Genomic DNA, 25139 nt, shown 5'->3' with positions numbered 1-25139 from the left:
TTGGCAAGCCAATGAAACCGCGAAAAAACAAAATCGAATTCAATCGTAAATTTTATATAAAATGGATGGTGATCGCAATGACAGCAATATGGGCAGCAATTGCCGCAGTGTGGCTTTCCATGCACAACTGGGATACAGGAGAAAGCATGAAAGCATTAGCGCGGGCATTTACCGAACAACCGGAAGAAACCGAACAAACGGCACCACAGGAACAGGAGGAACCCGCAGTGAGCGAAGAACCGGCAGAACAGCCTGAAGCAGAGCCTGAAGAAGAAGCTAAAGAAGAGGTCGAGGAAGAAGCTCCGGCACCGAAAGACGCAACGGTTTACCCGGACATCGATCGATTGCCGGCAGAACCGACGATCATCAATGGCATCTTGCTCGCAAACAAGCAGCATCCGCTGCCTGAAACCTACGCACCTGGCGAGGATGCTGATACGCGTGCGGCCTATGAACAAATGGCCGAAGCGGCAGCTGCTGAAGGCTTGCAATTGGTTGCATTCAGCACATACCGCGGCTTTGCAAGACAAAAAGAATTGTATGAAGGCTATGTGGCAAAAGACGGCCAACAAGCAGCGGACCGCTATAGTGCACGCCCTGGCTACTCGGAGCATCAAACAGGGATGGCTTTTGATATCGGCGAAGCAGGGCAGGAGCAGCACTGGGCATCCGCATCGTTCGGAGGTACGGCGGGCGGTAAATGGGTAAAAGAAAATGCCCATAACTACGGCTTTATCCTGCGCTATCCAGAAGGCAAAGAACATATTACCGGCTATATGCACGAATCCTGGCATTTCCGCTATGTCGGCAAAAAAGCCGCCACCGCGATCTACAACCAAAACATTACGCTGGAAGAATATTTGGGCGTTCAATAAAAAAAATCACACCAATAAGCTTTGTGATTACAGCCGGCCATTTCCTTTAAGGGAAGCGGCCGTTTTTTATATGGACTGGCCTTTTACTCATCGCGTCGAGCGGTTGGGGAATCGCTTTCCTAGAATAAAGTCGGATTGAAATGAGCTAGGATTGGCGTGCGGAGATGTGTTGTTTCTTTTCGGTGCATCACATATGGAGTCGCCGCCTTGCTTTGGGATGGCCTCTTGCAGCAAGCCAGAAAGTACGCCCGTCTTACTGCATCGGCTCACCCGTTGGCGCTATGCGGCTTTTTGATTTCTTTGATGGTGGCCTGTTAAGTTTGAGCTTTCTTTGTAGAGAGCGTCCGCTGGGTGGGGCATCGCATCCCTGGAATATCGTGGATGCCACGATCTAGAAATAGTGATCCGATAAATTATGCTTCTTCACATGCTAACTCCAGTGAACAGCAAAATTCTTCATCCGTCTAAAACTAGAGACGGAGTGGAAGGGGACTGACGCCAGTGGGACCGCGGGGGCTGGCGAGACAAACGTGCCGCGCTTTTGGCACGTTGGCTCAACACCCGCTCCACGGCAAGCAGACCCTGCCACGCAGTCGAAAAGCAGAAGCTTTTCCACTCACTTCTTTTCTCTCCTGCCGCATCAGCTGCATGACCCGCATCTTGCAGCGATAGCCATCCCAGGATGAAAACTCAGCCTACACATAGATTTCAATCCGTTGGCAAAAAACGCTCTTCCCCAAAAGGGAAGAGCGTTTACCTCTCAATCAAAGAATCGGTGCCAGTAGACGGGCAATGGATTCCTTCGTCTTGATCATGCGTGTTCTCGCCATGTACATCTCATAGGTCAGCTCTGTCGACAGTTCCATATCCTGTTTGAACAAATCTGCAAGCTCGATCGATACTTGTTCATCATAAATAAAAGCATTCACTTCAAAATTTAACTTGAAGCTGCGAACATCGATATTCGCTGTGCCGACTGTAGATGCTTCGTCATCGACCACAATCATCTTGGTATGTAAAAATCCGTTGTCATAGATGAAAATGCGCGCCCCGGCACGCAGCATCTGTCCGACATATGAAAACGTCGCCCAGTAAACGAACGGATGATCCGGCTTGTTCGGAATCATGATGCGCACATCGATGCCGGATAGTGCTGCGATGCGGATGGCGTCGTAAAAGCTGGCATCCGGAATGAAATAGGGCGTTTGGATATAAATATATTCGCGCGCCACATGAATCAGTTTTAAATAACCGTCTTTAATCTGTTCCCATTCTTCATCCGGCCCGCTCGAGACAATTTGCATCGACGTCGTGCCGGTTTCCGGTTGTTGCGGAAAATAGACTTCATCGTATTCAATATCGTGGCGTGTAGATGCCTGGTTCCAATCCAGGATAAAGCGCGTCTGGAGCGGATACAGCGCAGGGCCTTCCAAGCGCAGGTGCGTATCGCGCCAGTAGCCGAAGCGGCGGTTGAGGCCGAGATACTCCTCACCGACATTAAATCCTCCGATATAACCGACTTTCCCGTCGATGACGACAATTTTCCGGTGATTCCGGTAGTTCAAGCGTGGATTGATGAGCGGAAGCTTGGAAGGAAAGAAGGTTTCCACTTCGCCTCCCGCCGCTATGAACTCTTTAAAATGGCGTTTGCTTAAACTGCGAGACCCCATATCATCATATAATAGCCTCACTTTGACGCCTTCTTTTACTTTGGCCATTAAAGCGTCCATGATGCGGTTGCCGAGCTGGTCGAGCCTGAAAATATAATACTGGATGTGGATATGGTTTTGTGCCTGTTCGATGTCGAGTATCAAGGCATCGAACTTTTCGCGTCCATCGTTATAGATTTTGACATGATTGTTTTGTGTCAACAAAGCGCCATTATTGCGCAGGTGCAAATAAATCAAATTGCTGTAATCCTTTGTGCTGATGTCGCGGAAGCTGAACGTGCCATCGTGGATTTCGTTCATTTGATGGGCGATCAAGCTTTCGATACCGATACGCTTACGGCCTTCCCATTTGAACAGCTTTTTTTTGCGCAGCTTGCGTCCGAGCAACAAATAAACAAAGAACCCGGCAATCGGGATGAAAAATAGCACCAATAACCACGCCCAAGTGGAAGAAGCATCACGGCGTTCTAAAAACACCAGCGCCGCTGCAAGAAAAATATTGATGATAAAGATTGCAGCGGTCAAGACACTAAATATGGTAACGGTCATTACACTACTTCCTCTCTAGAGTGAACTCTGTTGCTTCTAGTATAGACTAGTTTAGCGTTTGAAAGAAAGTGGCAAGAGAAATGGGTGAGGTTTACTTTGAATCAAAATTATTGAAATTTTTTTCTCGTATTTTTGGCCAAACAAAAACTGCCTCCATTATTAGACATGCATCTAATAAATAGGTGGCAGTTTGGTATAGTATGCGATTGTTCTTAGCTCAATCGTTCTTCTTCTTTCAGCTGCTCGACAATGCCTTCGACTTCTTGTCGGCTCATTTTTTCCTTGCCGGATTTAAGCGCTTTTAAGGTGCTGTGGGCGAGAGCGAGTGGTACTTTGCAGAACATGAGGATGCGTTTGTTTTTAATAGATTTCACGTACAAGTCGGCTTGGGCCAAGTTTTCTTTGGCATATGTGAACATGTCATCGCGCGTCCAGCCATCCGGAACGAATGTGACGCCTCGCTCATAATCCTCATCGTAGTTGCGCAGCATATTGACAGCCTGCAAGCCGCGGCCAAAGCCGATCGCGAGTTCCGTATCGGTTTCGGTGCCGTCATGCCATCTCCATAGATCGGAAAGCATCACGCCGACAAGTCCCGCAACGTAGTACGTGTAATCATCCAAATCTTCACGCGTATGGATGACCCAGTCTCTTTCGACCCATTTTGCCATGCCGCCTGCCATGATGGCGGTCGATTCGAGCACTTTTCCTTGGATTTCTTCCGGGCACACTTCGATCCAGTCCGGAAGGCGCATCGTCACTGCCGGTAAATCTTCTGCGTATGGCGCGACAAGCGCTTGGTAAGCCTCTTTATCGACCGAAGTTTCGAGCATATGCTGAATAGAGCGGAGGAGGGATGCTTTCACTTCAGCGGGGAGCTCGGGATGGTCTTCGATTTCATCAATTGCACGCATGCATAAATAGGCAGAGCCGACAGTTTTCTTTAAGGCAGGTTCTAAAAAGCTGATCGGAATGAAAAATGTCCGGCTTGTTTGTTTAAGCATTGCGAGGGATTCTTTTTGCAGATTGGCGACTTTGCTCATCTTCAGTCCTCCTTTTCACGGATTTTGAACTGCGTTATGTATGGACCAGATCCATTTGGTTCGTAAAATGTCTTCCTTCTAAATATAAACGAAATTGCCGGAAAAACAAATGATTACCTGTTTGGGCAATAGAAAACCCTTTGGAAGAAAGTGATTCTCCAAAGGGTTCAGTCTGCGTGGAAGTAAGTCCATGCCTCATAAATCCCGCCCGCACAGTGGCGGTTGGCACGGTAAATGAGCGGGTGTTGCCCATGCTGTTGAAGCTCAGGCTGTGCATTGCCGACGATTACGGAAGGGAAACCAAGCGTCAGCATTTCCAAATCATTCCCGGAGTCACCGGCAACTAATAATTTAGCATCTGCAATGTCATATCGTTCGAGCAAGTATTGAAGCGCTTGGCCTTTTCCGCTTTGCGGAGGCAAGATATCCAAGTCTTTCCCGCCGCTAAAGATCAGCTTGTGGGGGACTTCTCGTTCTTGCAGCAAGCGGCGGAATTGTTCCACGGCTTGCGGATCGCTCACGTGATACGAACGCCGGCTGTCGACCGGCAAATCCTGTTCACGAATACCGGCAATGCCTTTTGCAATCTCTTCAACTTGCGCTGGCATCCAGTCCTGCATCAATCGTGCTTCCCAGTGTTCATCTTTTTGAAAGGCGGATCCCATGTAGATTTCGGTGCCGACATCGGTGATGAGCGCTTTTGGAATGGGCAGCTGTTCATCATGTATCAACGTCCGTGCAGAAGCAAGGTGCCGGCCGGTGATGTAAATCAAACCGACTTCATAAGGCTGTTCCGCGTAGAAATCCAACAGTTCCCGAAGTCCGGCCTTATCCCCGACTAAGGTTCCGTCTAAATCGGTTGCCAGCAAGTGTGTTGCTCCGTTCACGGATAATCACCTCATACAATGTATTTATTCTTTTCGAGATGCTGTGCCAATTGAAATCTTTGCGTGCTATGCGCACCGCTTGGCGGCTCAGGCGTTCAACCAACAACGCATTGACGGAAAGTACTTCCATCGCAATCGCCAAGTCGATTTCATTTTGGGATTCAATCAGCAATCCGCTGACGCCATCTTCGACCACATTCTTCAACCCGCCGACTTTTGAAGCGATGACGGGACTGCCGCAAGCTTGGGCTTCTGCGGCGACCATTCCGAAAGATTCATAGAAACTCGGAACGATCGTTGCTGTGGCAGAGTTGAACAAGAGCGCCAGTTGTTCCTGGTTTTGAGGTCCGACAAAGCGGACATATTGTTCGATGCCTTTGACTGCTTTGCGCAGTTCTGGATCTTTTGGCAAACCGCTTTCACGGTCAATAGCGTCCGGTTCTCCGCCAGCGATGACCAGTGCTGGAGTGTAACGGTCGCCGCTTTTTTCTGCCAGGAGCTTAAAGGCTTTTAATAAAGTGAAGATGCCTTTTGTCGCTTCCAAGCGTCCGGCAAAAACGAAGAGGGGATCCTCGTAACCGAACTTTTTGCGAATATGGTGGCGGCTGCCGCGGACGCGAAACGCCTCGTCGACTCCAATGGGGATCACTGAGATGGGAGAAGAGCCAGGAACATTTTCCTTGATCACTTGTTTTTCGGTATTGGTTGTCGCTAAAATATGGTCGCTATGCGAGAGGACCGTTTCCTCCGCTTTTTCGCGGCGTGCATCGTGCGTACCGGTCGCTTCTTCTTTCGCCCATCCAAGCGAGTGGGATGTATGGATATATGGAAGCTCAAATTCTTCTTTAAGTTTTTTCCCGATTAACCCTGAAAGCCAGTAATGGGTGTGGACAATATCATATGTGGAAAGCGGCAGCAGCTGCTTCATTTCTTCATAGAACTCAGGAAGCATGGTAAACATTTCATTTTTTGAAACGAACCCTTTAAAGCCGGCTTCGATACGAATGACACGGCAGCGCTCGCCGAAAGCTTCGATCTGTGGGGCACTTGCGTCGCACCAATGGGTGACAACATCCACTTGCCATCCTCTTGCTTCAAGAGCGAGTGCCAATTGTTTGACGTAATTGTTTTGACCGCCGGATTGTTTGCCGCCTAGCTTAGCCAATGGATCGCCATGATCCGATACAAAAAGCACTTTTTTATTCATTGTCGTTCATCTCCGTTCATATTTTACTCGCCGAAATGAGCTGGGAGCACGTTCTTTGTATACCCAATTTCAGGAAAAAAGAAACACGATTTCAGAAAATTTTTATTGCTTTATATGAAGAAAGAGAAAAGCATGAAAAAAGAGCGCTGCCGGGCGCTCTTTTCATCGTTTATTTCGTATGCACAAATTTCCCGTGTGACGGGACCGCGGCCTCAGGAAAATGCGTGGCCAAATCTACCAAGCCTTCTGCCAGCTCAGACCCTTTCATCGGCTTGCCGTGGCCAGTGGCAGCAACGGACGGTTCTAAGTCCGCCAATTTGCAGACAGACTCCCATGCTGCGCGCCAGTCGGTCGTCAAATAGACCGGAGGGCCATGGATGTGTTTTTTCTGCCGGATCACTTTGTAGAGCGAATCTTGCTTGACTGTCGTAAATGCATCTCCTGCAATCAGCACACGTCCGAGTTCCTTGAAGAACGACACATGGCCTTTCGTATGGCCCGGCGTATGGAGCCAGCGCCATTCCGGCAACCCTGGAACGCTGCCGTCTGCTGGCAGCTCCACGAGATGTTCAGAGATATTGATGGCCTGTACCGGAAAAGTTTTGGATATTTTCGCGACGATGCCGCCTTCGACGCTGGCATCCGGTTCAGGATAGTTTTCCATACCGGTCAAATAAGGGAATTCTGCTTTATGGGCATAGACTGGAACCGGATGTTTTTCCAAAATGTCGATAATCGCGCCGACATGGTCAAAATGGCCGTGCGTTAAAAATATTGATTGCAGTTGATGATTCTGGCCAAAACGCTTTTCGGCAGCTTTGAGGATTTTTTCCGCTGAGCGGGGCATGCCCGCATCGACCAACACCCAGTTCGGGCTGACGGCAGGGTTGCCGATGAGAAAAACATTGGAAATCTGTGTCGTGTAGCAGTACGTATCCGGGGCAATTTCCATCCCTGATCCGCTGCGGATGGAAGTCATCGGCATGAGTGCATCTGTTTCTGTGCTGCGTTCCATAAAATTCAATTCCTCCTTATTGGATAAACTGGATTTTCTTCTATCCTTGCTTTACCCGAAATTCCGTTTTCCAATCAAGCCCAGTTCGACTCAAACGGGATTTGAGTCTCTGGCTATGCTTCGGTAGAATAGAAACCAGATCATCAAGAAAGCCAGGTGCAGTAACATGAAATCGATTATCATCATCGGCTCCGGCATTGTCGGAGCCGCGACAGCATACAACGCCGCGAAAGCAGGGAGCCAAGTTACGTTGATCGACCGTGCTGACCAGGGGCAAGCGACAGGGGCAGCGGCCGGCATTGTCTGTCCGTGGATTTCCCAACGGCGCAATCAAGCATGGTACAAGCTCGCATCAAGCGGGGCGGCTTATTACCCAGTATTGATCAAAGAACTTGAAGCGCTCGGCGAACGGCAGAGCGGCTATAAGCAAGTCGGCATTGTCAGCATCCATGAAGAGTCGAAGCTCGACAAAATGGAACAAAAAGCACGCGAGCGGCAAGCGGGATCTCCCGAGATGGGTGATATCGAACGTCTCACGGCACAGCAAACAAAACAACGATTTCCATACGCCGGGGATCGTTATGGCTCGCTGTACGTGAGTGGCGCGGCGCGTGTTGACGGCGCATCGGTGCGCGATGCACTCATCCGCTCTGCCGAACGTTTCGGCGCCACTGTCCTCTCCGGAGATGCCCAGCTACTGATTGAAGGCGGGCAGGCAATCGGCGTGCAAGTGGGCGGCGAGCAATTATTTGCCCAAGCGATCGTTTCTGCTGGCGGGGCATGGGCAGCAGATTTGTTCAAACCGCTTGGCCTGGAATTGAAAGTCGTTCCGCAAAAAGCACAGATTTTGCATTTGCAGTCGAGCGACGCGGGAACAGGGGACTGGCCGGTGGCGATGGTGCCATTTGGGCAGTATATCGTCCCGTTTGAAGACGGCCGCATCGTCGCAGGGGCAACCCACGAAAATGATGCCGGTTTTGATGACAAGCTAACAGCTGGAGGCATTTTTCATATACTAGAAAAAACTTTGGACGTGGCACCGGGTCTGGCGGCTGCCGAATTCAAGGGCGCTGCCACCGGGTTCCGTCCGGCGACATTGAGTGCGCTGCCGTTTATCGGACAAGTGCCGGGGCAGGCGCAGCTTTTCGCCGCCAACGCACTCGGCTCATCCGGTTTGACGGCAGGGCCGTATCTTGGCATGCAGCTCGCGAAGCTTGCTATGGGGGAAGAGGCCGATATTGATATCAGCTTGTACAAAATCGAAGAGGCATTCAATGGCTTAACATAAAGAAAAGCGTCAGGAGAAATCGTTTCTCCTGACGCTTTTTTGGATTCGATTAACTTAGTTACTCAGTACTGCCGACGATTTTCCGGTACGTCTTCATAATAAACTCCTTATAAGGAAGATCGGGCATCGGTTCGATCAATTGTTTCGCTTTTTGCGCGTAAGCTTTCGCCTGTTCGTGATCGCCTAGCTGTTCGTAGATGAGCGCCATATACGCTTCTTTTTCGTAATGCATCGACAAATCATACGGGTGATGCATAAAGCGGTTCATGCGATGCTGCTTAAAGCAGTCAAGCGCTTGCTCGTAGCGCCCCATGCCGTATAAGGCTTTACCTTTTTCGAGATAGTAATACTCACTTTTCGGGGAATCTCCCCAGCATTTCTCGATTAGGTGATCTGCTTTTTCGTACTTATGGCCGAATGAATTCAAGTAGTGGATTTCTATGGTATCGGCAAACCCCTCAATCTCCTCATCTTCCGAGAACGCTGCAAACAGCCGGAGCTTGCTGATATAATAATCTTTCCGCTCCATATCGCCCGACAGTAAGGCTTCAAACCCGGCAAGCCGGTACAAGGCATTAATTTGATAGAAAATCTGCTGGTCTTTGGAATAGGCAATCGCTTCTTCCATCAAACGACGTGCGTTTTCTTTGTCGCCTGTTGCCGAGTAGAGAATCGACTCGTAATAGTCAAAGTCCAATTTCTTTAATGGATCCAAACTGCCTGATTGCTCTTCGATCGTTTTGCGGGACGCTTGCAGCATCGATAGCGCCTCGCTGTATCGGTGTTCGTTAAACTTCATCAATGCCCGGAACATATGGAGGTCGGCGATATGGTTGATCAAATGCAACTGCTCGTATATCGCCTGGGCCCGGTCAAAAGCCGCTTCCCAGTCGAAGCGCTTCGTATGATAGCTGCAGCGGCTATAAATCTCGAGCAAGCGCGCCGATTCATAACGGAACGGCAGCTTGTCGACATAAGGATGGATTTGCTCCGCGATGTTTTGATAAGCAGCGAGCATTTCTTCATCCGTGCCGGAAACATGCTTGCGCTTTTCTTCCACTGCATCCAGCAGCGAGCGAAGTTCCGCCGTCGGAATTTCCTCCAGCAATTCATTGCGTTCAATCCCGAGACGCTCCGCAATATAAGAGAGGCTCTCCATTGATGGATTCGCTTTATTGTTTTCGATCAGACTGAGCATGCCCTTCGACAGTTCATCCCCTGCCAACGCTTGCAAAGTCAACCCTTGCTGTTTACGCAATTGCTTGATGCGTTCTCCCAAAGTTGCCATAACGTCACCTGCTTTTTATGTTTATGTTGAATTTGTAAGTTTTACTGAGACGCTTCGTCGCAATAATTGCGTTGCCTATGAATGACTCTAGCATTTCGCGCCGAATCCTGGAAGTAGAGAAATCTTTAACTTAATTTAATTACTAGTAAAAAAGGCAATTGTATTGGGGCACTTCCGACTTTAAATAATAAAACGGAAAATTTGTTTAATTATATTAAACTTTCGCTTGAAATGCGAATAAAAGCGTGATATATTTTGTTTAATTAAATTAAACTTATTTCGGGAAAGGGAGCGGGAGAACATGAACGAAGCAGCTAAACTGAGACAGGCGACGTATCATTTGTACACTTTTACCGTCAGTAAATTGATTGCTACTTTCGGCAGTTCGGTGTATGCATTCGGAATCAGTCTTTATGTCTTGGCATTGACAGGGTCAGCAGCCAGTTTCGCCATCAATTTGATCTGCAGCATTTTGCCGCGCACATTGCTCGCACCGTTTGCGGGCTATGTCGCAGATAACTATCCGAAAAAAGCGGTCGTCTTGTTGTCGCAGTCGGCAAGTATTCTTTCAGTCGGCGGCTTGCTCCTCTACAGCATGTCGAACGGCTTGTCCCTGACCGCCATCTATATCGCTACTGCGCTCGTGTCAGCAAGTTCCATGTTCACCGGCATCGCCTTTTCTTCTTCCATCGCCAATTTGATCGACTCGGATCGCATTCAAAAAGCGATGAGCTACAACCAATCAGCGCTGGCGCTTGCAACGATCGGTGGGCCGGTCGTCGGGGGCATGCTGTTCGGATTCGTATCGATGAACATGTTCCTGCTCATCCAGGTGCTGGCATACGTGCTTGCCGTCTTGCTTGAAGCGACGATGAATTTCCGGCTTTATACAAAACGTACAGAAATAGCTGATTCAAAAGCGAATCAAAGCGTCTGGCAAGGCATGAAAGAAGGGGCCATGTATTTGCGGAAAAACCGCGTCATCACAGTCATCGTCACAACCGCCATCGGTTTGAATTTCTTCTTTTCGGCATTGATGATCGGCTTGCCGTTTGTCGCGATCCAGCAATTGAATGTACAAGCGGTGCATTTCGGTTTTATTGAAGCAATGATCGCAGTGGGCATGCTGTTGGCCTCTATTTACTTCTCGGTTCGCAAAGAAGTCAAATTCCCGCTCCAGTTTTCCAAACGCGCCATTCTAGTCATGTCGTTATTGCTTGCCGGTGTATCGCTGCCTTTGGTCGCTGGTTTGTCCTATTGGGGCAATGTCATCTATTTGCTCGTATTGATGCTGGCGTTCGGTGTTTCGAATGTCTTTGTCAATACACCGATCGGAGTCATGATGCAAAAAGATGTGGAGGAGGAATACCGCGGCCGCGTGTTCGGCATTTTGGAATCGATGGCGATGGCGATGATGCCGCTCGGCTATCTATTGTTCGGCTTGCTTTATGATTTGGTTCCTGCCGAGTATGTAATATGGGCGTGCAGTTTGTGCTTGCTCGCATTGACCGCCTATAATATGCGCCCGGCCATCATTCGGGAAGCCTATCCGCAACTGGCGGAAAAACCGCTCGAAAAAGTTTTATCTTAAATCAAGCCAGCCTTCTCTAGTGAATAGGGACGGCTGGCTTTTTGTATGGACAATCCATGTTTTAGGAAAAGCCGTAAGGGGAAAACGGTGGATACATGAAAAAATGGAAAAGGTGGAGATTTCGATGAAAGACAAAGTGGAGAAAGTGCCGGCGCAGCATCAAGACCGCCAGCCCGGCTTTGAAAACGAAATGGAGCCGCGTCCGGATTTCCAAGGCAATCTAGCAGGCGCGGCCCACCGCTTGCCGGGCAAAGTGGCACTCGTTACAGGAGGCGACAGTGGCATCGGGCGTGCAGTAGCTGTGGCATTCGCCAAAGAAGGGGCCGATGTGGTCATTTCCTATCTTGATGAGCATGAAGATGCCGAGGAAACGAAGCAGCTGGTGGAAAGGGAAGGCCGCAAATGCCTGCTCGCCGCAGGAGATATCGGCGATGAAGCATTTTGCAAACAGTTGATCGATCAAACGATCAATGAATTCGGCAAGCTTGATGTGTTGGTTAATAACGCGGCGGAGCAGCATGTTCAACAGTCGCTGAAAGACATCACGGCAGAACAGTTGGAGAAAACTTTCAGAACGAATGTTTTCAGTATGTTCCACTTGACCAAGGCAGCGCTCGACCACTTGAAGCGTGGGGCATCGATCATCAACACGACGTCGATCACCGCGTTCAAGGGCGAACCGAGCTTGATTGATTATTCCTCGACCAAAGGCGCGATTCTCGCATTTACCCGAGCTTTATCCGGATCGCTCGCAAAAGAAGGCATCCGTGTCAATGGCGTAGCGCCGGGACCGATTTGGACGCCGCTCATTCCGGCTTCGTTCGCGGCAGAAGATGTTGAAGGGTTCGGCACCGGCACACCGCTCGGACGTCCGGGGCAGCCTGATGAACTGGCACCGGGCTATGTATACTTAGCTTCCGACGATTCCTCATACGTAACTGGCCAAGTGCTGCACATCAACGGAGGTACACCATATTAAGCTTTTTGGACATTTAATCAGTCTTGCTGATTAAATGTTTTTTTTTGACAAAAGAAATAAAAATCGACAGAAAATTGAGGTGGGAAAGATGGCTGTTCAACCGAAAACGCCGTTAAAGAAACCGATTTGGACATTGATCGTTTTGAACTTAACCGACGGATTCTTGACTTATTGGGGATTGGTGGCAGGTGCCATCGAAGAGGCGAACCCTTTGCTCAGCTCATTTGCCCCTCTGACGATTTTCCTGATTAAACTGCTGTTATCCGCCTGCCTCGCTGGTTTTCTCTTTACGCCTCTCGTGCATTTGCAATCCCGCTTTTGGCGCTACTTTCTCTTAAGCGTCAATGTATTGTATTTCGGCATACTCGCATTGCACATCACGTGGTTGACACTTGTTTATCTATAAGAAGACAAAATCCCCCGCTAGCAAATGCTAGCGAGGGATTGTTCATGCGGGAGTCTGTTGAGCTGTTTGATCGCGCAACGATTTTTGTGAAGCTTTGAACAGGACGATTAAAATGATGCTCAACAGGGCGAGTGCGCCGGACAAATAATAGATGGCGCCCGACTGCATCGTCAGCAGCCATGTGAAGAACAGCGGCCCGATGATGCGCCCTAAGTTATCCATCGAATACGTCATACCGGCTGCGGTTCCGTATTTGCCGCCAGCTTCTTTGGACGATAGCGACACGAGCGCGGTTCTTGCCAAGGCGTTTCCGGCAGTAAAGATGCTGAGCGCTACCCCTGCAAAAATCAGGCTCGTCGTAAACGGCAATAACACCAAACCGATGGCAGTGACGATCTGGGCACCGATGATCCACTGTGTTTCGGTACCATTTTTGATGCGCCTTACAACGCCGCCTTGGATGGCCGCATCGACAAAACCTGAGGCCATGAACAAATAGCCGAGCTGCAAGGGAGTGATTTGAATCTGGTCGATTTGGAATAATTGGAATGTCGACTCAAGTCCTGCAAGCAGGAACGTCACCATGAAAGAAAACAGGAATAGGTAACGGATGCGGTATTGCCAAAGCATGCTGGCGCCTTTAGGCAACAGTTTCCGTTTGACGGCCTCGCCTTTTCGCTCGGGCTCTTTCAAGACGAGGGAAGTATAGACCATCAGCAGTACCACTAATACGGCAGACGCAGTAAACGGCAGCGATAGTGAAATGGCGCCGAGCAAGCCGCCGATCGCCGGCCCGAAAATAAAGCCGAGACCAATCGACATGCCGAGCAGTCCCATGTATTTATTGCGTTCTTCATCGGTCGTGATATCCGCAACATACCCCGTCACAGCAGTATATAGCGCTCCGGAAAACAGTCCGCCGATGATGCGGGACATATAGAGCAGCGCGAGGTTATCGAGAAACAGCGAGAATAGGAAAAAGCTCGCCGCAAATCCCGCGAGCCCCACCAAAATCAATTTTTTGCGGCCGGTGCGGTCGGATAACTTGCCCCACAGCGGAGCTGTGAAAAAAGAAGACAGGGCGTATATGGTGATCAATCCGCCAACGTGGATATTGGAGTAGCCTTGCTGGACAATTACTTCCGGAAGGATCGGGATAATAAGGCCGAAACCAAGATAAACGAAAAATTGGACGGACATGAGCAATAGAATGGTTTTTTTCATAAAGGAATTCCTGCTTTCTGGAAAGACTAATGATTTCATTTTACTCTTGTTTCGCCCGCAGAACAACGGCAGCCGAAAAAGTCGGGCAATGAAAAAAGCTCCCTGTGCCAAACGGCGGCTGGGAGCTTGTGGAATTTCCTTATTTATTCAATTTGACGCGCTGTAAACGGAGCGCATTCAAGACAACCGAAACGGAACTGAACGCCATTGCAGCACCCGCAAGCCAAGGGGCAAGAAAGCCGGCTGCGGCGATCGGGATGCCGAGTGAATTATAAGCGAGTGCCCAAAATAGGTTCTGCTTAATATTGCGGACGGTCAACCGGCTCATGCGAACCGCATCCGCGACGCGCATCAAATCGCCTTGCATCAAGGTGATATCCGCGGCTTCCATGGCAATGGCTGTGCCAGTGCCCATTGCCATGCCGATATCCGCTGTTGCCAGCGCTGGAGCATCGTTCAAGCCGTCGCCTGCCATGGCGACTTTGCGGCCTTGCTCTTGCAGTGCGCGGACATGTCCGGCTTTTTCTGCCGGCAAGACGCCCGCGACTACTTCGTCAATTCCGACTTGCCGTGCAATTGCATCAGCGGTGCGTTGTTGGTCTCCAGTCAGCATGACCACGCGGAGCCCCATGCGTTTCATTTCTTCGACCGCGGCTTTTGCGGAGCCTTTAATGGTATCCGCTACCGCGACAAGGCCGGCGTAGTTTCCATCGATGGCGATAAACATCGCCGTCTTGCCGTCGCTTTCCAATTGCTCGGCGGCCTGTTCATCGACGGTGATGCCTTCGAGCAATCGGCGGTTACCGACTAAAACGGCCTGTCCGTCGACTGTCGCTTGAATGCCGTGTCCCGGCACCGCTTTGAAATGGCTCACTGGCAATAAGGCATCGCCAAAGTCTGCAATTGCTTGGGCGACAGGGTGTTCGGATTCACGTTCGGCACTGGCGGCAAGCTGTTTGACCCGCTCAGCATCCATGCCTGCTGCGGCAACAAAATCAGTGACGACAGGCTGTCCATTGGTAATGGTGCCGGTTTTATCCAGCACGATCGTGTCGATATGTTTGGTCGTTTCCAGCGATTCTGCCGTTTTGAACAATACACCTTGTTCAGCGGCACGACCGGAACCGGCCATGATCGATGTCGGCGTAGCGAGTCCGAGAGCGCAAGGGCAGGCGATGACGAGAACGGCTATTGTGCTCGTCAAGGCAGCCGCGAAATTGCCTGTGTCGACCACGAAATACCATACGATAAATGTGATGGTCGCAATAACGACCACGATCGGGACAAAGATTCCAGAAATTTTATCCGCCAGCCGCTGGATCGGCGCTTTTGAGCCTTGCGCTTGTTCGACAACACGGATGATGTTCGATAATACTGTATCTTTGCCGATTTTGTCAGCGCGCACTTTCAAGGAACCGTTGGCGTTGACGGTCGCGGCATAAACGGCATCACCCGCTGTTTTATCGACGGGCAAGCTTTCACCGGTCAGCATCGACTCGTCGACAGCTGAACTGCCGGAGACAACAGCCGCATCGACAGGGATAGAGGCGCCGGGTTTGATTAACAGCACGTCGCCTTCTCTAACCTCTGCGATCGGCACGCTGACAAATTCCTCGCCGCGTTCGATGAGCGCATGCTGAGGCTGCAATTTCATCAATTTCTTGATGGCATCGGACGATCGGCCCTTCGCCCGCGCTTCAAACACTTTCCCGAGAACGATTAAAGTAATCAACACAGCGCTTGTCTCGAAGTACAAGCCCATATGATGGCCCATGCCCAAATTGTCGAGAACTAGATAGACGCTATAGAAATAGGCAGCCGATGTGCCGAGTGCCACAAGTACATCCATATTGGCGCTTTTGTTTTTCAGTGCGAAATAGGCGCCTTTATAGAACGTAGCGCCGATCCAGAATTGAACCGGTGTGGCAAGCGCCCACTGGACGAACGGGTTCATAAAAATATCCGGAACGTACATCCACGAAGTGAATGTGAAATGGCTGAACATTGTCCATAAAAGAGGGAACGACAAGGCAGCGGAAATCCAGAACTGGCGGGTCTTTTTCTTAATTTCCTGCTGTTTGTAATCGGTCGCTTCTTGCTGGTCCTGGTCGAGTATGGCGTCATAGCCGAGCGATTGGATTTTCTGGACGAAAGCTCCAGGTGTTAAAGTACCAGGTGTATAAATGACATGGCCGCTTTCGAGCGCTAAGTTGATCGTTGCATGTTCGACGCCATCCATGCGGTTCAGCGCTTTTTCAATGCGTGCAGAACAGTTCGCGCAAGTCATGCCTTGAATCGAAAAATCGATTTCTTCCTGCTGAATGCCATAGCCGAGCTGTTCGACTTTTTGATGCAGGTCGTTCAAGTCCGCTTGTTGGTCATCGAAGCTGACGGATGCTTTTTCCGTTGCAAAATTGACGGTTGCCTGAGACACGCCAGGAAGCTTCTGCAAGCCTTTTTCCACACGGGTCGCACAAGCTGCGCAAGTCATGCCGGTAATCGGCAATTCCGTTTGTTTAGTTGACATCTTTTATCCCACCTTCATACCTTATAGGGGTATATTGTATTGAAAAAAATAACTGCGTTTCCGCAGTTATTCGCTTAATGCCGCGACTTCGTATCCTTGGTCTTCGATTGCCGAGGCGATTTGTGCCACGTCGACGTTAGCGCTGTCGTATGTTACGTCAACTGCATTTTGCTCAAGTGACACATCGACTTTTTCTACTCCTGCAAGTGCACCGACGCTGTCTTCTACCGCTTTGACGCAATGTTGGCAGCTCATGCCGCTCACTTCTAAATGTACGAGTTCTTTCATGAATAATTCCTCCTCATGGATAGGAGCAAAAATGCTCCTGTATTTAAAAATTATTTCCGCATCAGCTTTTGGAAAGTGATCAGCAGTTCATCGAGCACTTCTTCGTCGCCTTCTGCAAGGCGGTCTTTCACGCAACCTTTTAAATGCCCATCGAGCAGCACTTTTGTGACGCTGTTCAGAGCAGATTGTGTAGCAGCCAATTGGGTGATGATGTCATCGCAATAAACATCCCGGTCGACCATGCCTTTAATGCCGCGGACTTGCCCTTCAATCCGGTTCAAGCGGTTGGTCAAATCCCGTTTCACCGAAAGGGGATGGTGGCTTTTTCTGCAAGCATCATCAGAGACGGGCATTTCTTCAATTAGTTCACTCATCCAAAACCCCTCCATTTTTTCGATTGGCGATAATATATATGTTGCGTTCTAAACTGGTGCTTTTCATTGATTTACACCTTCACTATACCTTAAGGGGGTATGTGTTTCAAGTAATTAACTCAAACTTTGCATTTGTCATCAAATTGATACGTTTAAAACCTTGAAATGATGGTATTATATACATAGCTAAGGAAAAGTCAACTTTTTCGAATGAACCGATGAACAAATAGCGATATCTGCATAACTCCACAAGCAATAATTCCTACCTAAAGAGGTGATCATGGATGATAAAAAATGGAGAAATCCGCAACGTGGTATCCAAATTGGCAAAACTGGGCGTGCAAGCAACCATTACGCAATCTCGTGTTGAGCTGAGCAAAACTTTGTCTTTGCCGCAGCCTCCCCAAGTGCAATCCCATTCTTCATAAAAAAACTCCGACGCGATGCGCCGGAGTTTTTTGTTTATGCTTTTATGAATTTTGGCGTGAACGGTCGAACATATAATTTTTGTGGTGGAAACGCATACTGAACACAACGCCGAGTGCAAGCATATTGCCGATCAAGGAACTGCCCCCGTAGCTGATGAACGGCAGCGGAATGCCGGTGATCGGCAACAATTGGATGGTCATGCCGATGTTTTGGAACACGTGGAATGTAATCATCGCGATAATGCCGGCACACACATAAGTGCTGAATGTATCTTTGAACTGCAGCGTGATTTTCGTCAAGTGGTAAATAAGCATGAAGAATAGAATGATGACAGCACTGGCCCCGATAAACCCGAAATCTTCCGAGATGACCGTAAAGATGAAATCGGTATGGTTTTCCGGTACATACACTTGGCGGCCTTGATAGCCTTTGCCGAATACTTCCCCGGACCCGATCGCATTCAAAGCAGCGATCAAGTTATAACCGCCTGATTCTGCATAGGAGTATGGATCGAGCCAGGTATAGATGCGTTCGAACATATATGGTTTTAATCCGAAGCGGCCCAAAAGATCCTGCATATTGAGCGTCATCCACAACAAAGTGACGCCCACGAGCGCCACGCCCCCAAAACTTGGCACAATGATTTTCCATGAAATGCCGGAGACCACAACGATGGCCAAAGTGATCGCGATAAAGACGAGCGCGGTTCCAAGGTCTGGCTGAAGGAGGATAAAGCCGAGCGGCAAGGCAAGCAAAACAGCAATTTTACCGAGCAGCAGCAAATCGCTTTTCATGGTGCTCAATAAATTCGTCTCGTGATGGGAAGAAATCATTTTCGCCAACGCTAGAATATAGAAAGTTTTCATGAATTCAGCAGGTTGGATATTGACGAATGGCGTATGGAACCACGCCTTCGCCCCGTTGATCGGCTGAGCGATCTGGCCTGGGCCGTCCGGAGCCACCATGAGCATAAGTAGCAGCAGGAGGCCGAAGCCGTATAAATAATACGCCATCTTTTTATATTGATCCGTATCAAAATACATCAATACGGCGATCATCCCTGCAGAGACGATATAAAACAGCGCCTGGCGCGGAACAAAGTTGGTCAAGTACTGCCCGGACGTCTGGGCAGACGAAATGGCGACCAAGCTGACGATGAAAAAGAGAAATATAATAAATGTGAGCGACCAATCAAAACGATCGGAAAAACCCTTGTTAGTTTGCATATCAGTTCACCTATTTTTCGTAATCTATAACGCCCATCATTATACATCATTTACACGACTCATGCGCATGATAAAAAGAATGTTCGAATGGTTGCGTAAGCAGTGCAAAAGTAATGACGAATCGGAAACAGGAATGTTTCCTAAAGGGCGCGCAAGCCGTATAATAAACAAGGAAGATTGAAATGGAGTGGGGCGCATGGACAAAAAACCGTTGAAGACGGATTTTTACATACAGCATCTTTATGTATACGTAAGTGAATCAGAGCGGATGGCCCTGTTTAGCGGCCTTAGCTTTGCGCATTTTCTAGAAGCCATTGAGAAGCCGGAGAATTTACTGCTATTAAAGCATCCTTACGAGGAGGCTTCTTTCAATATGCATACCCATCTGGACTTCGCCACGCGAGAGGAATATGGGCAATTAAAGCGCGCAAGATCCAACCGCACGGGCGAATTTTGCTGGGTCGATTTTCGCAGCGAAAAGCAGCTCAATTCGCTGACGGCACAAGAACAAGCCGAACTGCTTTACTTGGGCCATAAAAAAGAGCCGGTGAAAAGTCCTTTCTTCACATCGCTGCAAAACGAATACGCGTATTTGGCCGGGGAAGAAAAAGAGTTGACGAAAATCTATTTCCGCCGCATGGAAAAGCTCGGCGAGTTGATTGCCCATCATTTCACGCACATCATCCGCAAAGAAGCGAATGGGCAGAACTTTTTCCGCCGCCGGATGAAGGACTTGATTCCGGAACTGCCGAAAGAACAATTCCATAAGCTGCGCCGGGATATGAGTGAAGGGGTGCTGCTGTCGCTAGCCGATCCGGAAAAAACAAAAAACACGATCGAACTGCATGTGCGAACTGTCGGCGAAATCGACTTCATGGATGAGTTTTGGGACGATCTCGACGAAACGATGAGAAGGCCGTTGTCTGGCCGGATCATCTATGACCGAAAATTAAAGGGATGGAAATAATGCCTAGTCTGCTCTAGGCATTATTTTTTATTTGCCGATATGTAGGGGCTTTACTTGCGAGTCAAGTGGCGAGGATTTGCAACTGCCGTCCAGTTGGAAATGAGTTGCATTGACAAAAGATTTTTCGCACGGCGGGGTTCGTGATAAACTAATCAATATGTAAAATGAAATGAGGGTCTGGAATGAAGAAAAGAATTGGGCTTTTATACGGCGGCAAATCCGCTGAGCATGAAGTATCGCTAACGACAGCCAGCGCATTCTCCAAAGCGCTTGATTTTGATAAGTACGAAGTCTACCCCATCTACATAACGCAAGAAGGCGAATGGCGCAAAGGAACTCCGCTCGAAGGGCCGGTTTCTTCTATTGAAGAACTGCAATTGCCTGGTGAGCAAGAGCGCAAAAATGACATCTCCGGTTTTTTGGCCGAATCGGAAAACGCTGGGCTTGACGTCGTCATCCCGCTTTTGCACGGCCCGAATGGAGAAGATGGCACGGTGCAAGGCTTGCTTGAAGTCATGAATTTGCCGTATGTCGGAAACGGCGTTTTGGCGTCTTCTGCGGGCATGGACAAAGTGGTCATGAAGCAATTATTCGAACAAGCCGGGTTGACACAGACTCCGTATGTTTATTTCCTGCGGCGCGACTGGAAAGACAGCCAGGATTTCTGGGCCGATAAAGTGGAAGCGGAACTTGCGTGGCCGGTTTTCGTAAAACCTGCGAACCTTGGCTCAAGTGTCGGGATCAGCAAGGCGGAAACCCGCGAGGAACTCGTTTCGGCAGTCGAAGAAGCATTGAAATTCGATCGTAAAATCGTCATCGAACAAGGTGTTGTCGGCCGTGAAATCGAAGTCGGCGTTCTCGGAAACGATGAGCCCGAATGCTCGGTAGCGGGCGAAATCAAGCCGTTGAAGGCATTCTATGATTACCAAGCGAAATACAAAGACGGCAATACCGCGATGATCATTCCGGCTGAACTCCCGGAAAAGGTCTATGCGCAATTGGTCGATGAAGCAAAAAAAGCATTCAAGATTCTTGACTGTTCAGGACTGGTGAGAGCCGACTTTTTCGTCACAGAGGATCACCGCATCATCATCAACGAAGTCAATACATTGCCGGGCTTTACGCCATACAGCATGTTCCCGTTATTGTGGCAGCATACAGGCTTAGAGTATTCGGAACTTATTGAAAAACTGATCGCACTGGCCATTGAACGTTACGAAGAAAAACAATTATTGCAATTCAAAATGGATTGAGTGGGGAGAACCTATGAAGAAAACGATTGAACAAATAGCCGAGTGGCTGGACATCAAAACAACGGTAAAAGGGGTGGAAGTGACGGGCGTATCGATTAATACGCGCACACTCAAGCCGGGCGATTTGTTCATTCCTTTCCGCGGCGAAAACACCAATGGCCACAAATATGTGCGTTATGCAATTGAAGCGGGAGCTGCCGCTTCGCTATGGCAAAACGATGAGCCGGACCCGCCGTCCGATTTGCCGCTGCTATTTGTCGATGATTGTGAAAAGGCGCTCCAGGAAATGGCGCGTGCTTACCGCAGCGAGTTAAAAGCGACAGTCATCGGCATTACTGGATCCAATGGCAAGACCTCTACAAAAGATTTGGTGGCGAGCGTGCTGAAGCCATATTACAAAGTGCAGAAAACGCAAGGGAATTTCAACAATGAACTAGGTCTTCCGTTGACGATTTTGTCTTTGGATGAAGATACGAAATATGCGGTGCTGGAAATGGGCATGAGCGGATTTGGCCAAATTCAATTTCTATCGGAACTGGCGCGCCCGGATTATGCGATCATCACCAATATCGGCGAAGCGCATATGCAGGACCTCGGTTCGCGTGAAGGCATTGCAGAAGCGAAGTTTGAAATTGTTGCCGGCCTCGAGCCGCACGGCAAACTATTCTATGATGGCGACGAACCGCTGTTATTGCCATTTGTCGAAGATTTCCCGCAAGCTGTATCGTTCGGCTTTGGCCCCGATAACGAGCTTAGTGTGACGGACATTAAAGCGACCGAAGACGGCAGCAGTTTCTTGGTCAATGGCATTATCGACGCCGCTTTTTCGATTCCGGTGCTCGGCGAACATCAAGTGAAAAACACCTTGTCTGCGATTTTGATTGCGCTGGAAGCTGGCCTGACGGAAGAGGAAATTCGCCGTTCGCTGAAAAATGCAGCGCTTACCGATATGCGCATGCAGCTCGTGTCCGCGGCCAATGGAGCGGTTTTCATCAACGATGCGTATAACGCAGCGCCGACATCCGTCAAAGCCGCCTTGAACTTTATCCGTGAAACGACCATGAAAGAAGAAAAATGGGCCGTGCTCGGCGATATGCTGGAACTCGGCGAAGACGAGCAGCGCTTCCACGAAGAACTGAAAAGCTCGATCGGCCCTGAATTGGCAGGCGTCTGCCTGTACGGCCCGCGCATGAAGTGGCTTTACGATCAATTGATTTCTTCCTATGAAGGAAAATTATTGTGGAGTGAAGACGATTACGGCCCAATCATCGACCTGTTAAAGAAAAACATCGGCAAAGATTCGGCGGTACTCGTTAAAGGCTCGCGAGGCATGGCACTCGAAAAAATCATCGAGCCGTTCACGCCGCAATGAAGACTGGGGTCCTTTTGATCCACGGCTTTACCGGCGGGCCGTTCGAAGTGGAACCTTTTGCGGATTATTTAGCCGACCATACCGACTGGATTATCGAAATTCCGACTTTGCCCGGGCACGGCGAAAAGCTGTCTCTTGGCGAGCAAAGCGCGGAAGTTTGGATGATGGAAGCGGAACTCGCGCTCAAGAGACTAAAAACGAAAGTGGACCGCATCATCATTGTCGGGTTTTCGATGGGCGGCTTGATTGCGCTTTATTTATCGATGCGCTATAAGGTCGACCGGCTCGTTTTGTTGAGCGCAGCGGTTAAATACATCAGCCCGGCGCAGATGGGAGAAGAAGTGCGCAACGCCATGCGCGACATAGTGACTGGCCGGATCGATAAAAATGCCGGCTTCCATCTATATGAGTACAAGTTGCGCAATACCCCGTTGCGTTCGGCGGTGGAGTTTCTGCGTGTCGTGAAAACGGTGGAACCGTATTACCACCTAATCGACTTGCCGGTTTTTATCGTCCAGGGCGATAAAGACGGGGTCGTCCCTTCGACAGCTGCCGAACACATCTACGATCGGCTCGGTTCGAGCGAGAAACATTTGTATCACTCAGAGACAGGCCGCCATTTGATCTGTTATAGCGAAGATTCCGCCGCCTGGTTTTTGGAAGCATTGGAATTCATGAGAAACGGACAGTAAACTGATTATTGGGACCTTTGCATATCGATTGCATGTCCGGGTGAATCGTGTTACTCTGTTTAGAGCAATGGATACATTTTTGAGACACTCTTCCTTCGTGAAGAGGTTTTTTTTGAGCATAAACGGTTTGTTCTAATTAATGGGGCCATCAAAAACCCCGCTGTACAGACCGCTCGGCAACGACCGAGCTTTTCCTGTTCACACATCCCCTCTGCTACAACAGCAGAGTATGATTTTCGACGTGAAAGTTCCTACTAAAAAGGCTCGACCTTGTCATAAATTCATCTAAAATGTGTACCATTTGTAAATAAGATGAAGACAAAAGGAGATTGAAAAAATTTGGTTAAATTTACAGAGTTAAACATCAGCGAAACAACATTGAAATCCGTACGACGCATGGGCTTCGAGGAAGCGACACCTATTCAAGAAGGTACAATCCGTCTTGGAATGGAAGGCAAAGACATTATCGGGCAAGCACAAACAGGTACTGGTAAAACAACCGCTTTCGGTATTCCATTGATCGAGAAAATCGACAGCCGTGATGGAAATGTGCAAGGACTAGTCATTGCACCGACACGCGAATTGGCAATCCAAGTTTCTGAAGAACTTTACAACCTAGGTAAAGACAAAAACGTGCGCATCTTGTCCGTATTTGGTGGCCAAGAAATCGGCCGTCAAATCCGCGCTTTGAAAAACCGTCCGCAAATCATCGTCGGCACACCTGGTCGCTTGCTTGACCATATCAACCGCCGCACGTTGAAACTCGAAAACGTCAACACGCTCGTATTGGACGAAGCTGATGAAATGCTGAACATGGGCTTCATCGAAGACATTCAGTCCATCATGTCGAATGTCCCTGAATCCCGTCAGACGCTTCTGTTCTCTGCAACAATGCCGGATCCGATCCGCCGCATCGCAGAAAAATTCATGAAGACACCTGAGATCGTTAAAATCAAGTCGAAAGAAATGACTGTCGAAAACATCGAGCAGTTCTTCGTGAAATCCGTAGAACGCGAAAAATTCGATATCCTTTCACGCTTGATGAACGTTCAACAGCCTGAACTTGCAATCGTCTTCGGACGCACAAAGCGCCGCGTTGATGAATTGGCACACGCTTTGAACCTCCGCGGCTACCTAGCTGAAGGAATTCACGGCGACCTTAGCCAAGCGAAACGCATGTCCGTTTTGAAGCAGTTCAAATCAAACAAAATCGACGTTCTTGTAGCAACTGATGTTGCAGCGCGCGGCCTGGATATTTCGGGCGTTACGCATGTCTACAACTTCGACATTCCACAAGACCCAGAAAGCTATGTTCACCGTATCGGCCGTACTGGCCGCGCAGGTAAAAAAGGCGTCGCGGTTACACTCGTAACACCACGCGAGATGGGCTACTTGTCAATCGTGGAAAGAACTACGAAGAAGAAAATGGAAGCTCTAGTTCCTCCGACTGCTGACGAAGCGGTTATCGGACTTCAGCGTGTTGCGATGGAACAATTGGAAACAATGACCGAGAAAAACAACCTTGGCAGCTACCGTGAACTTGCAACAGAAATGTTGGGCAAGCACGATGCAGTTGATTTGGTTGCAGCAGCACTTAAAACGCTGACGAAAGATCCGGAAGATGCTCCGGTTTCAATTACTGAAGAGCGTCCATTGCCATCACGTGGCGGTGGCGGCTACAAAGGTAAAGGCGGCCGCTCTTCTGGCGGTGGCTATAAAGGCAAAGGCAGCACTGGCGGACGTCCATCCGGCGGTGGCGGCTACAAAGGCAGACGCGATTCATCGTCTACAAGCTCAAGCCGTCCTTCTTCAGGCGGAGGGCGTCCTGGCCGCACTCGTCGCCACGAATCTTAAGAAATAAAACAGCAAGGCGGAGAATTGGCAGTAATTGCCGATTCTCCGCCTTTTTTGTCTTTTGCGAATAAGGTACAATGAAATGAAACGTTCCCTTGTATAGAACGTATAGTTAACTGCAGAGATTTTGTGATT

22 protein-coding genes are annotated in these 25139 nt (G+C 49.1%); 11 read left to right on the top strand and 11 right to left on the bottom strand.

Annotation, left to right across the window (positions count from 1 at the left end):
• Positions 1 to 77 precede the first annotated feature (77 nt).
• The gene (locus ACFO5U_RS00695) at positions 78 to 875 is read left to right on the top strand and encodes a M15 family metallopeptidase (RefSeq protein WP_377275775.1); all 798 of its coding nucleotides are present in this window, start codon (positions 78 to 80) and stop codon (positions 873 to 875) included.
• A 764-nt stretch (positions 876 to 1639) separates the two neighbouring features.
• Here ACFO5U_RS00695 and cls read toward each other — a convergent pair.
• The 5 genes from cls to ACFO5U_RS00670 form a co-directional block, all read right to left on the bottom strand.
• Positions 1640 to 3094, bottom strand: a complete 1455-nt coding sequence (gene cls / locus ACFO5U_RS00690; protein WP_377275773.1) for a cardiolipin synthase — start codon at positions 3092 to 3094, stop codon at positions 1640 to 1642.
• A 212-nt stretch (positions 3095 to 3306) separates the two neighbouring features.
• Complete coding sequence (locus ACFO5U_RS00685) at positions 3307 to 4137, bottom strand: squalene/phytoene synthase family protein (protein WP_377275771.1); 831 nt, start codon at positions 4135 to 4137, stop codon at positions 3307 to 3309.
• A 167-nt stretch (positions 4138 to 4304) separates the two neighbouring features.
• Positions 4305 to 5024, bottom strand: a complete 720-nt coding sequence (locus ACFO5U_RS00680) for an HAD-IIB family hydrolase (protein ID WP_377275770.1) — start codon at positions 5022 to 5024, stop codon at positions 4305 to 4307.
• Positions 4966 to 6231 carry a glycosyltransferase gene (locus tag ACFO5U_RS00675; RefSeq protein ID WP_377275768.1) on the bottom strand — a complete coding sequence of 422 codons (1266 nt, stop codon included), beginning with the start codon at positions 6229 to 6231 and terminating at the stop codon, positions 4966 to 4968. Before ACFO5U_RS00675 ends, ACFO5U_RS00680 begins: the two co-directional genes overlap by 59 nt.
• Before the next feature lie 169 nt (positions 6232 to 6400).
• Entirely contained in the window at positions 6401 to 7246 is an 846-nt protein-coding gene (locus tag ACFO5U_RS00670; protein ID WP_377275766.1) for an MBL fold metallo-hydrolase, read from the bottom strand.
• Positions 7247 to 7412: 166 nt separating this feature from the next.
• Between ACFO5U_RS00670 and ACFO5U_RS00665 the strand changes: the two genes are divergently transcribed.
• Positions 7413 to 8534 carry an NAD(P)/FAD-dependent oxidoreductase gene (locus tag ACFO5U_RS00665; protein WP_377275765.1) on the top strand — a complete coding sequence of 374 codons (1122 nt, stop codon included), beginning with the start codon at positions 7413 to 7415 and terminating at the stop codon, positions 8532 to 8534.
• Positions 8535 to 8592: 58 nt separating this feature from the next.
• Here ACFO5U_RS00665 and ACFO5U_RS00660 read toward each other — a convergent pair whose 3' ends face one another.
• Positions 8593 to 9822: a helix-turn-helix domain-containing protein gene (locus ACFO5U_RS00660; RefSeq protein WP_377275763.1), complete on the bottom strand. Its 1230-nt coding sequence runs from the start codon at positions 9820 to 9822 to the stop codon at positions 8593 to 8595.
• Between the two features lie 301 nt (positions 9823 to 10123).
• Here ACFO5U_RS00660 and ACFO5U_RS00655 point away from each other — a divergent pair, with 301 nt between their 5' ends.
• The 3 genes from ACFO5U_RS00655 (at position 10124) to ACFO5U_RS00645 (ending at position 12798) form a co-directional block, all read left to right on the top strand.
• Positions 10124 to 11413: an MFS transporter gene (locus ACFO5U_RS00655; RefSeq protein ID WP_377275761.1), complete on the top strand. Its 1290-nt coding sequence runs from the start codon at positions 10124 to 10126 to the stop codon at positions 11411 to 11413.
• A gap of 124 nt (positions 11414 to 11537) precedes the next feature.
• The gene (locus ACFO5U_RS00650) at positions 11538 to 12392 is read left to right on the top strand and encodes an SDR family oxidoreductase (protein ID WP_377275759.1); all 855 of its coding nucleotides are present in this window, start codon (positions 11538 to 11540) and stop codon (positions 12390 to 12392) included.
• An 88-nt stretch (positions 12393 to 12480) separates the two neighbouring features.
• Complete coding sequence (locus ACFO5U_RS00645) at positions 12481 to 12798, top strand: DUF5658 family protein (protein WP_377275758.1); 318 nt, start codon at positions 12481 to 12483, stop codon at positions 12796 to 12798.
• 42 nt (positions 12799 to 12840) lie between these two features.
• Here the strand turns inward: ACFO5U_RS00645 and ACFO5U_RS00640 are convergent, their stop codons facing one another.
• The 4 genes from ACFO5U_RS00640 to ACFO5U_RS00625 form a co-directional block, all read right to left on the bottom strand.
• A complete protein-coding gene (locus tag ACFO5U_RS00640; protein WP_465264058.1) occupies positions 12841 to 14061 on the bottom strand; it encodes an MFS transporter in 1221 nt (406 codons plus the stop codon).
• Between the two features lie 100 nt (positions 14062 to 14161).
• Positions 14162 to 16549 (bottom strand): heavy metal translocating P-type ATPase, encoded by a 2388-nt coding sequence (locus tag ACFO5U_RS00635; protein ID WP_377275754.1) that lies wholly within the window; start codon positions 16547 to 16549, stop codon positions 14162 to 14164.
• Positions 16550 to 16615: 66 nt separating this feature from the next.
• A complete protein-coding gene (gene copZ / locus ACFO5U_RS00630; RefSeq protein WP_377275752.1) occupies positions 16616 to 16837 on the bottom strand; it encodes a copper chaperone CopZ in 222 nt (73 codons plus the stop codon).
• Between the two features lie 50 nt (positions 16838 to 16887).
• Positions 16888 to 17211 (bottom strand): metal-sensing transcriptional repressor, encoded by a 324-nt coding sequence (locus ACFO5U_RS00625; RefSeq protein ID WP_377275751.1) that lies wholly within the window; start codon positions 17209 to 17211, stop codon positions 16888 to 16890.
• A 284-nt stretch (positions 17212 to 17495) separates the two neighbouring features.
• On the opposite strand from ACFO5U_RS00625, the gene ACFO5U_RS00620 reads away from it, so the two are divergent.
• A complete protein-coding gene (locus ACFO5U_RS00620) occupies positions 17496 to 17639 on the top strand; it encodes an Lmo0850 family protein (protein WP_377275749.1) in 144 nt (47 codons plus the stop codon).
• A 42-nt stretch (positions 17640 to 17681) separates the two neighbouring features.
• Here the strand turns inward: ACFO5U_RS00620 and ACFO5U_RS00615 are convergent, their stop codons facing one another.
• Entirely contained in the window at positions 17682 to 18866 is a 1185-nt protein-coding gene (locus tag ACFO5U_RS00615) for an FtsW/RodA/SpoVE family cell cycle protein (RefSeq protein WP_377275747.1), read from the bottom strand.
• 196 nt (positions 18867 to 19062) lie between these two features.
• Here ACFO5U_RS00615 and ACFO5U_RS00610 point away from each other — a divergent pair, with 196 nt between their 5' ends.
• The 5 genes from ACFO5U_RS00610 to ACFO5U_RS00590 all read left to right on the top strand — a co-directional run bounded on the left by ACFO5U_RS00610 (position 19063) and on the right by ACFO5U_RS00590 (position 25004).
• The gene (locus ACFO5U_RS00610; RefSeq protein WP_377275746.1) at positions 19063 to 19833 is read left to right on the top strand and encodes a hypothetical protein; all 771 of its coding nucleotides are present in this window, start codon (positions 19063 to 19065) and stop codon (positions 19831 to 19833) included.
• Between the two features lie 182 nt (positions 19834 to 20015).
• Positions 20016 to 21086 (top strand): D-alanine--D-alanine ligase, encoded by a 1071-nt coding sequence (locus tag ACFO5U_RS00605; protein WP_377275744.1) that lies wholly within the window; start codon positions 20016 to 20018, stop codon positions 21084 to 21086.
• Positions 21087 to 21099: 13 nt separating this feature from the next.
• Positions 21100 to 22458: a UDP-N-acetylmuramoyl-tripeptide--D-alanyl-D-alanine ligase gene (locus ACFO5U_RS00600; protein WP_377275742.1), complete on the top strand. Its 1359-nt coding sequence runs from the start codon at positions 21100 to 21102 to the stop codon at positions 22456 to 22458.
• Positions 22455 to 23150, top strand: a complete 696-nt coding sequence (locus ACFO5U_RS00595; RefSeq protein ID WP_377275740.1) for an alpha/beta hydrolase — start codon at positions 22455 to 22457, stop codon at positions 23148 to 23150. Before ACFO5U_RS00600 ends, ACFO5U_RS00595 begins: the two co-directional genes overlap by 4 nt.
• Before the next feature lie 339 nt (positions 23151 to 23489).
• Positions 23490 to 25004: a degradosome RNA helicase CshA gene (locus tag ACFO5U_RS00590; RefSeq protein WP_377275738.1), complete on the top strand. Its 1515-nt coding sequence runs from the start codon at positions 23490 to 23492 to the stop codon at positions 25002 to 25004.
• Positions 25005 to 25139 lie beyond the last annotated feature (135 nt).

This window comes from Planococcus dechangensis, assembly GCF_042654465.1.
Taxonomy (GTDB): Bacteria; Bacillota; Bacilli; order Bacillales_A; family Planococcaceae; genus Planococcus; species Planococcus dechangensis.
Note: the sequence above shows the minus strand (reverse complement) of the source record. Positions and strands in the feature narration are given on the sequence as shown.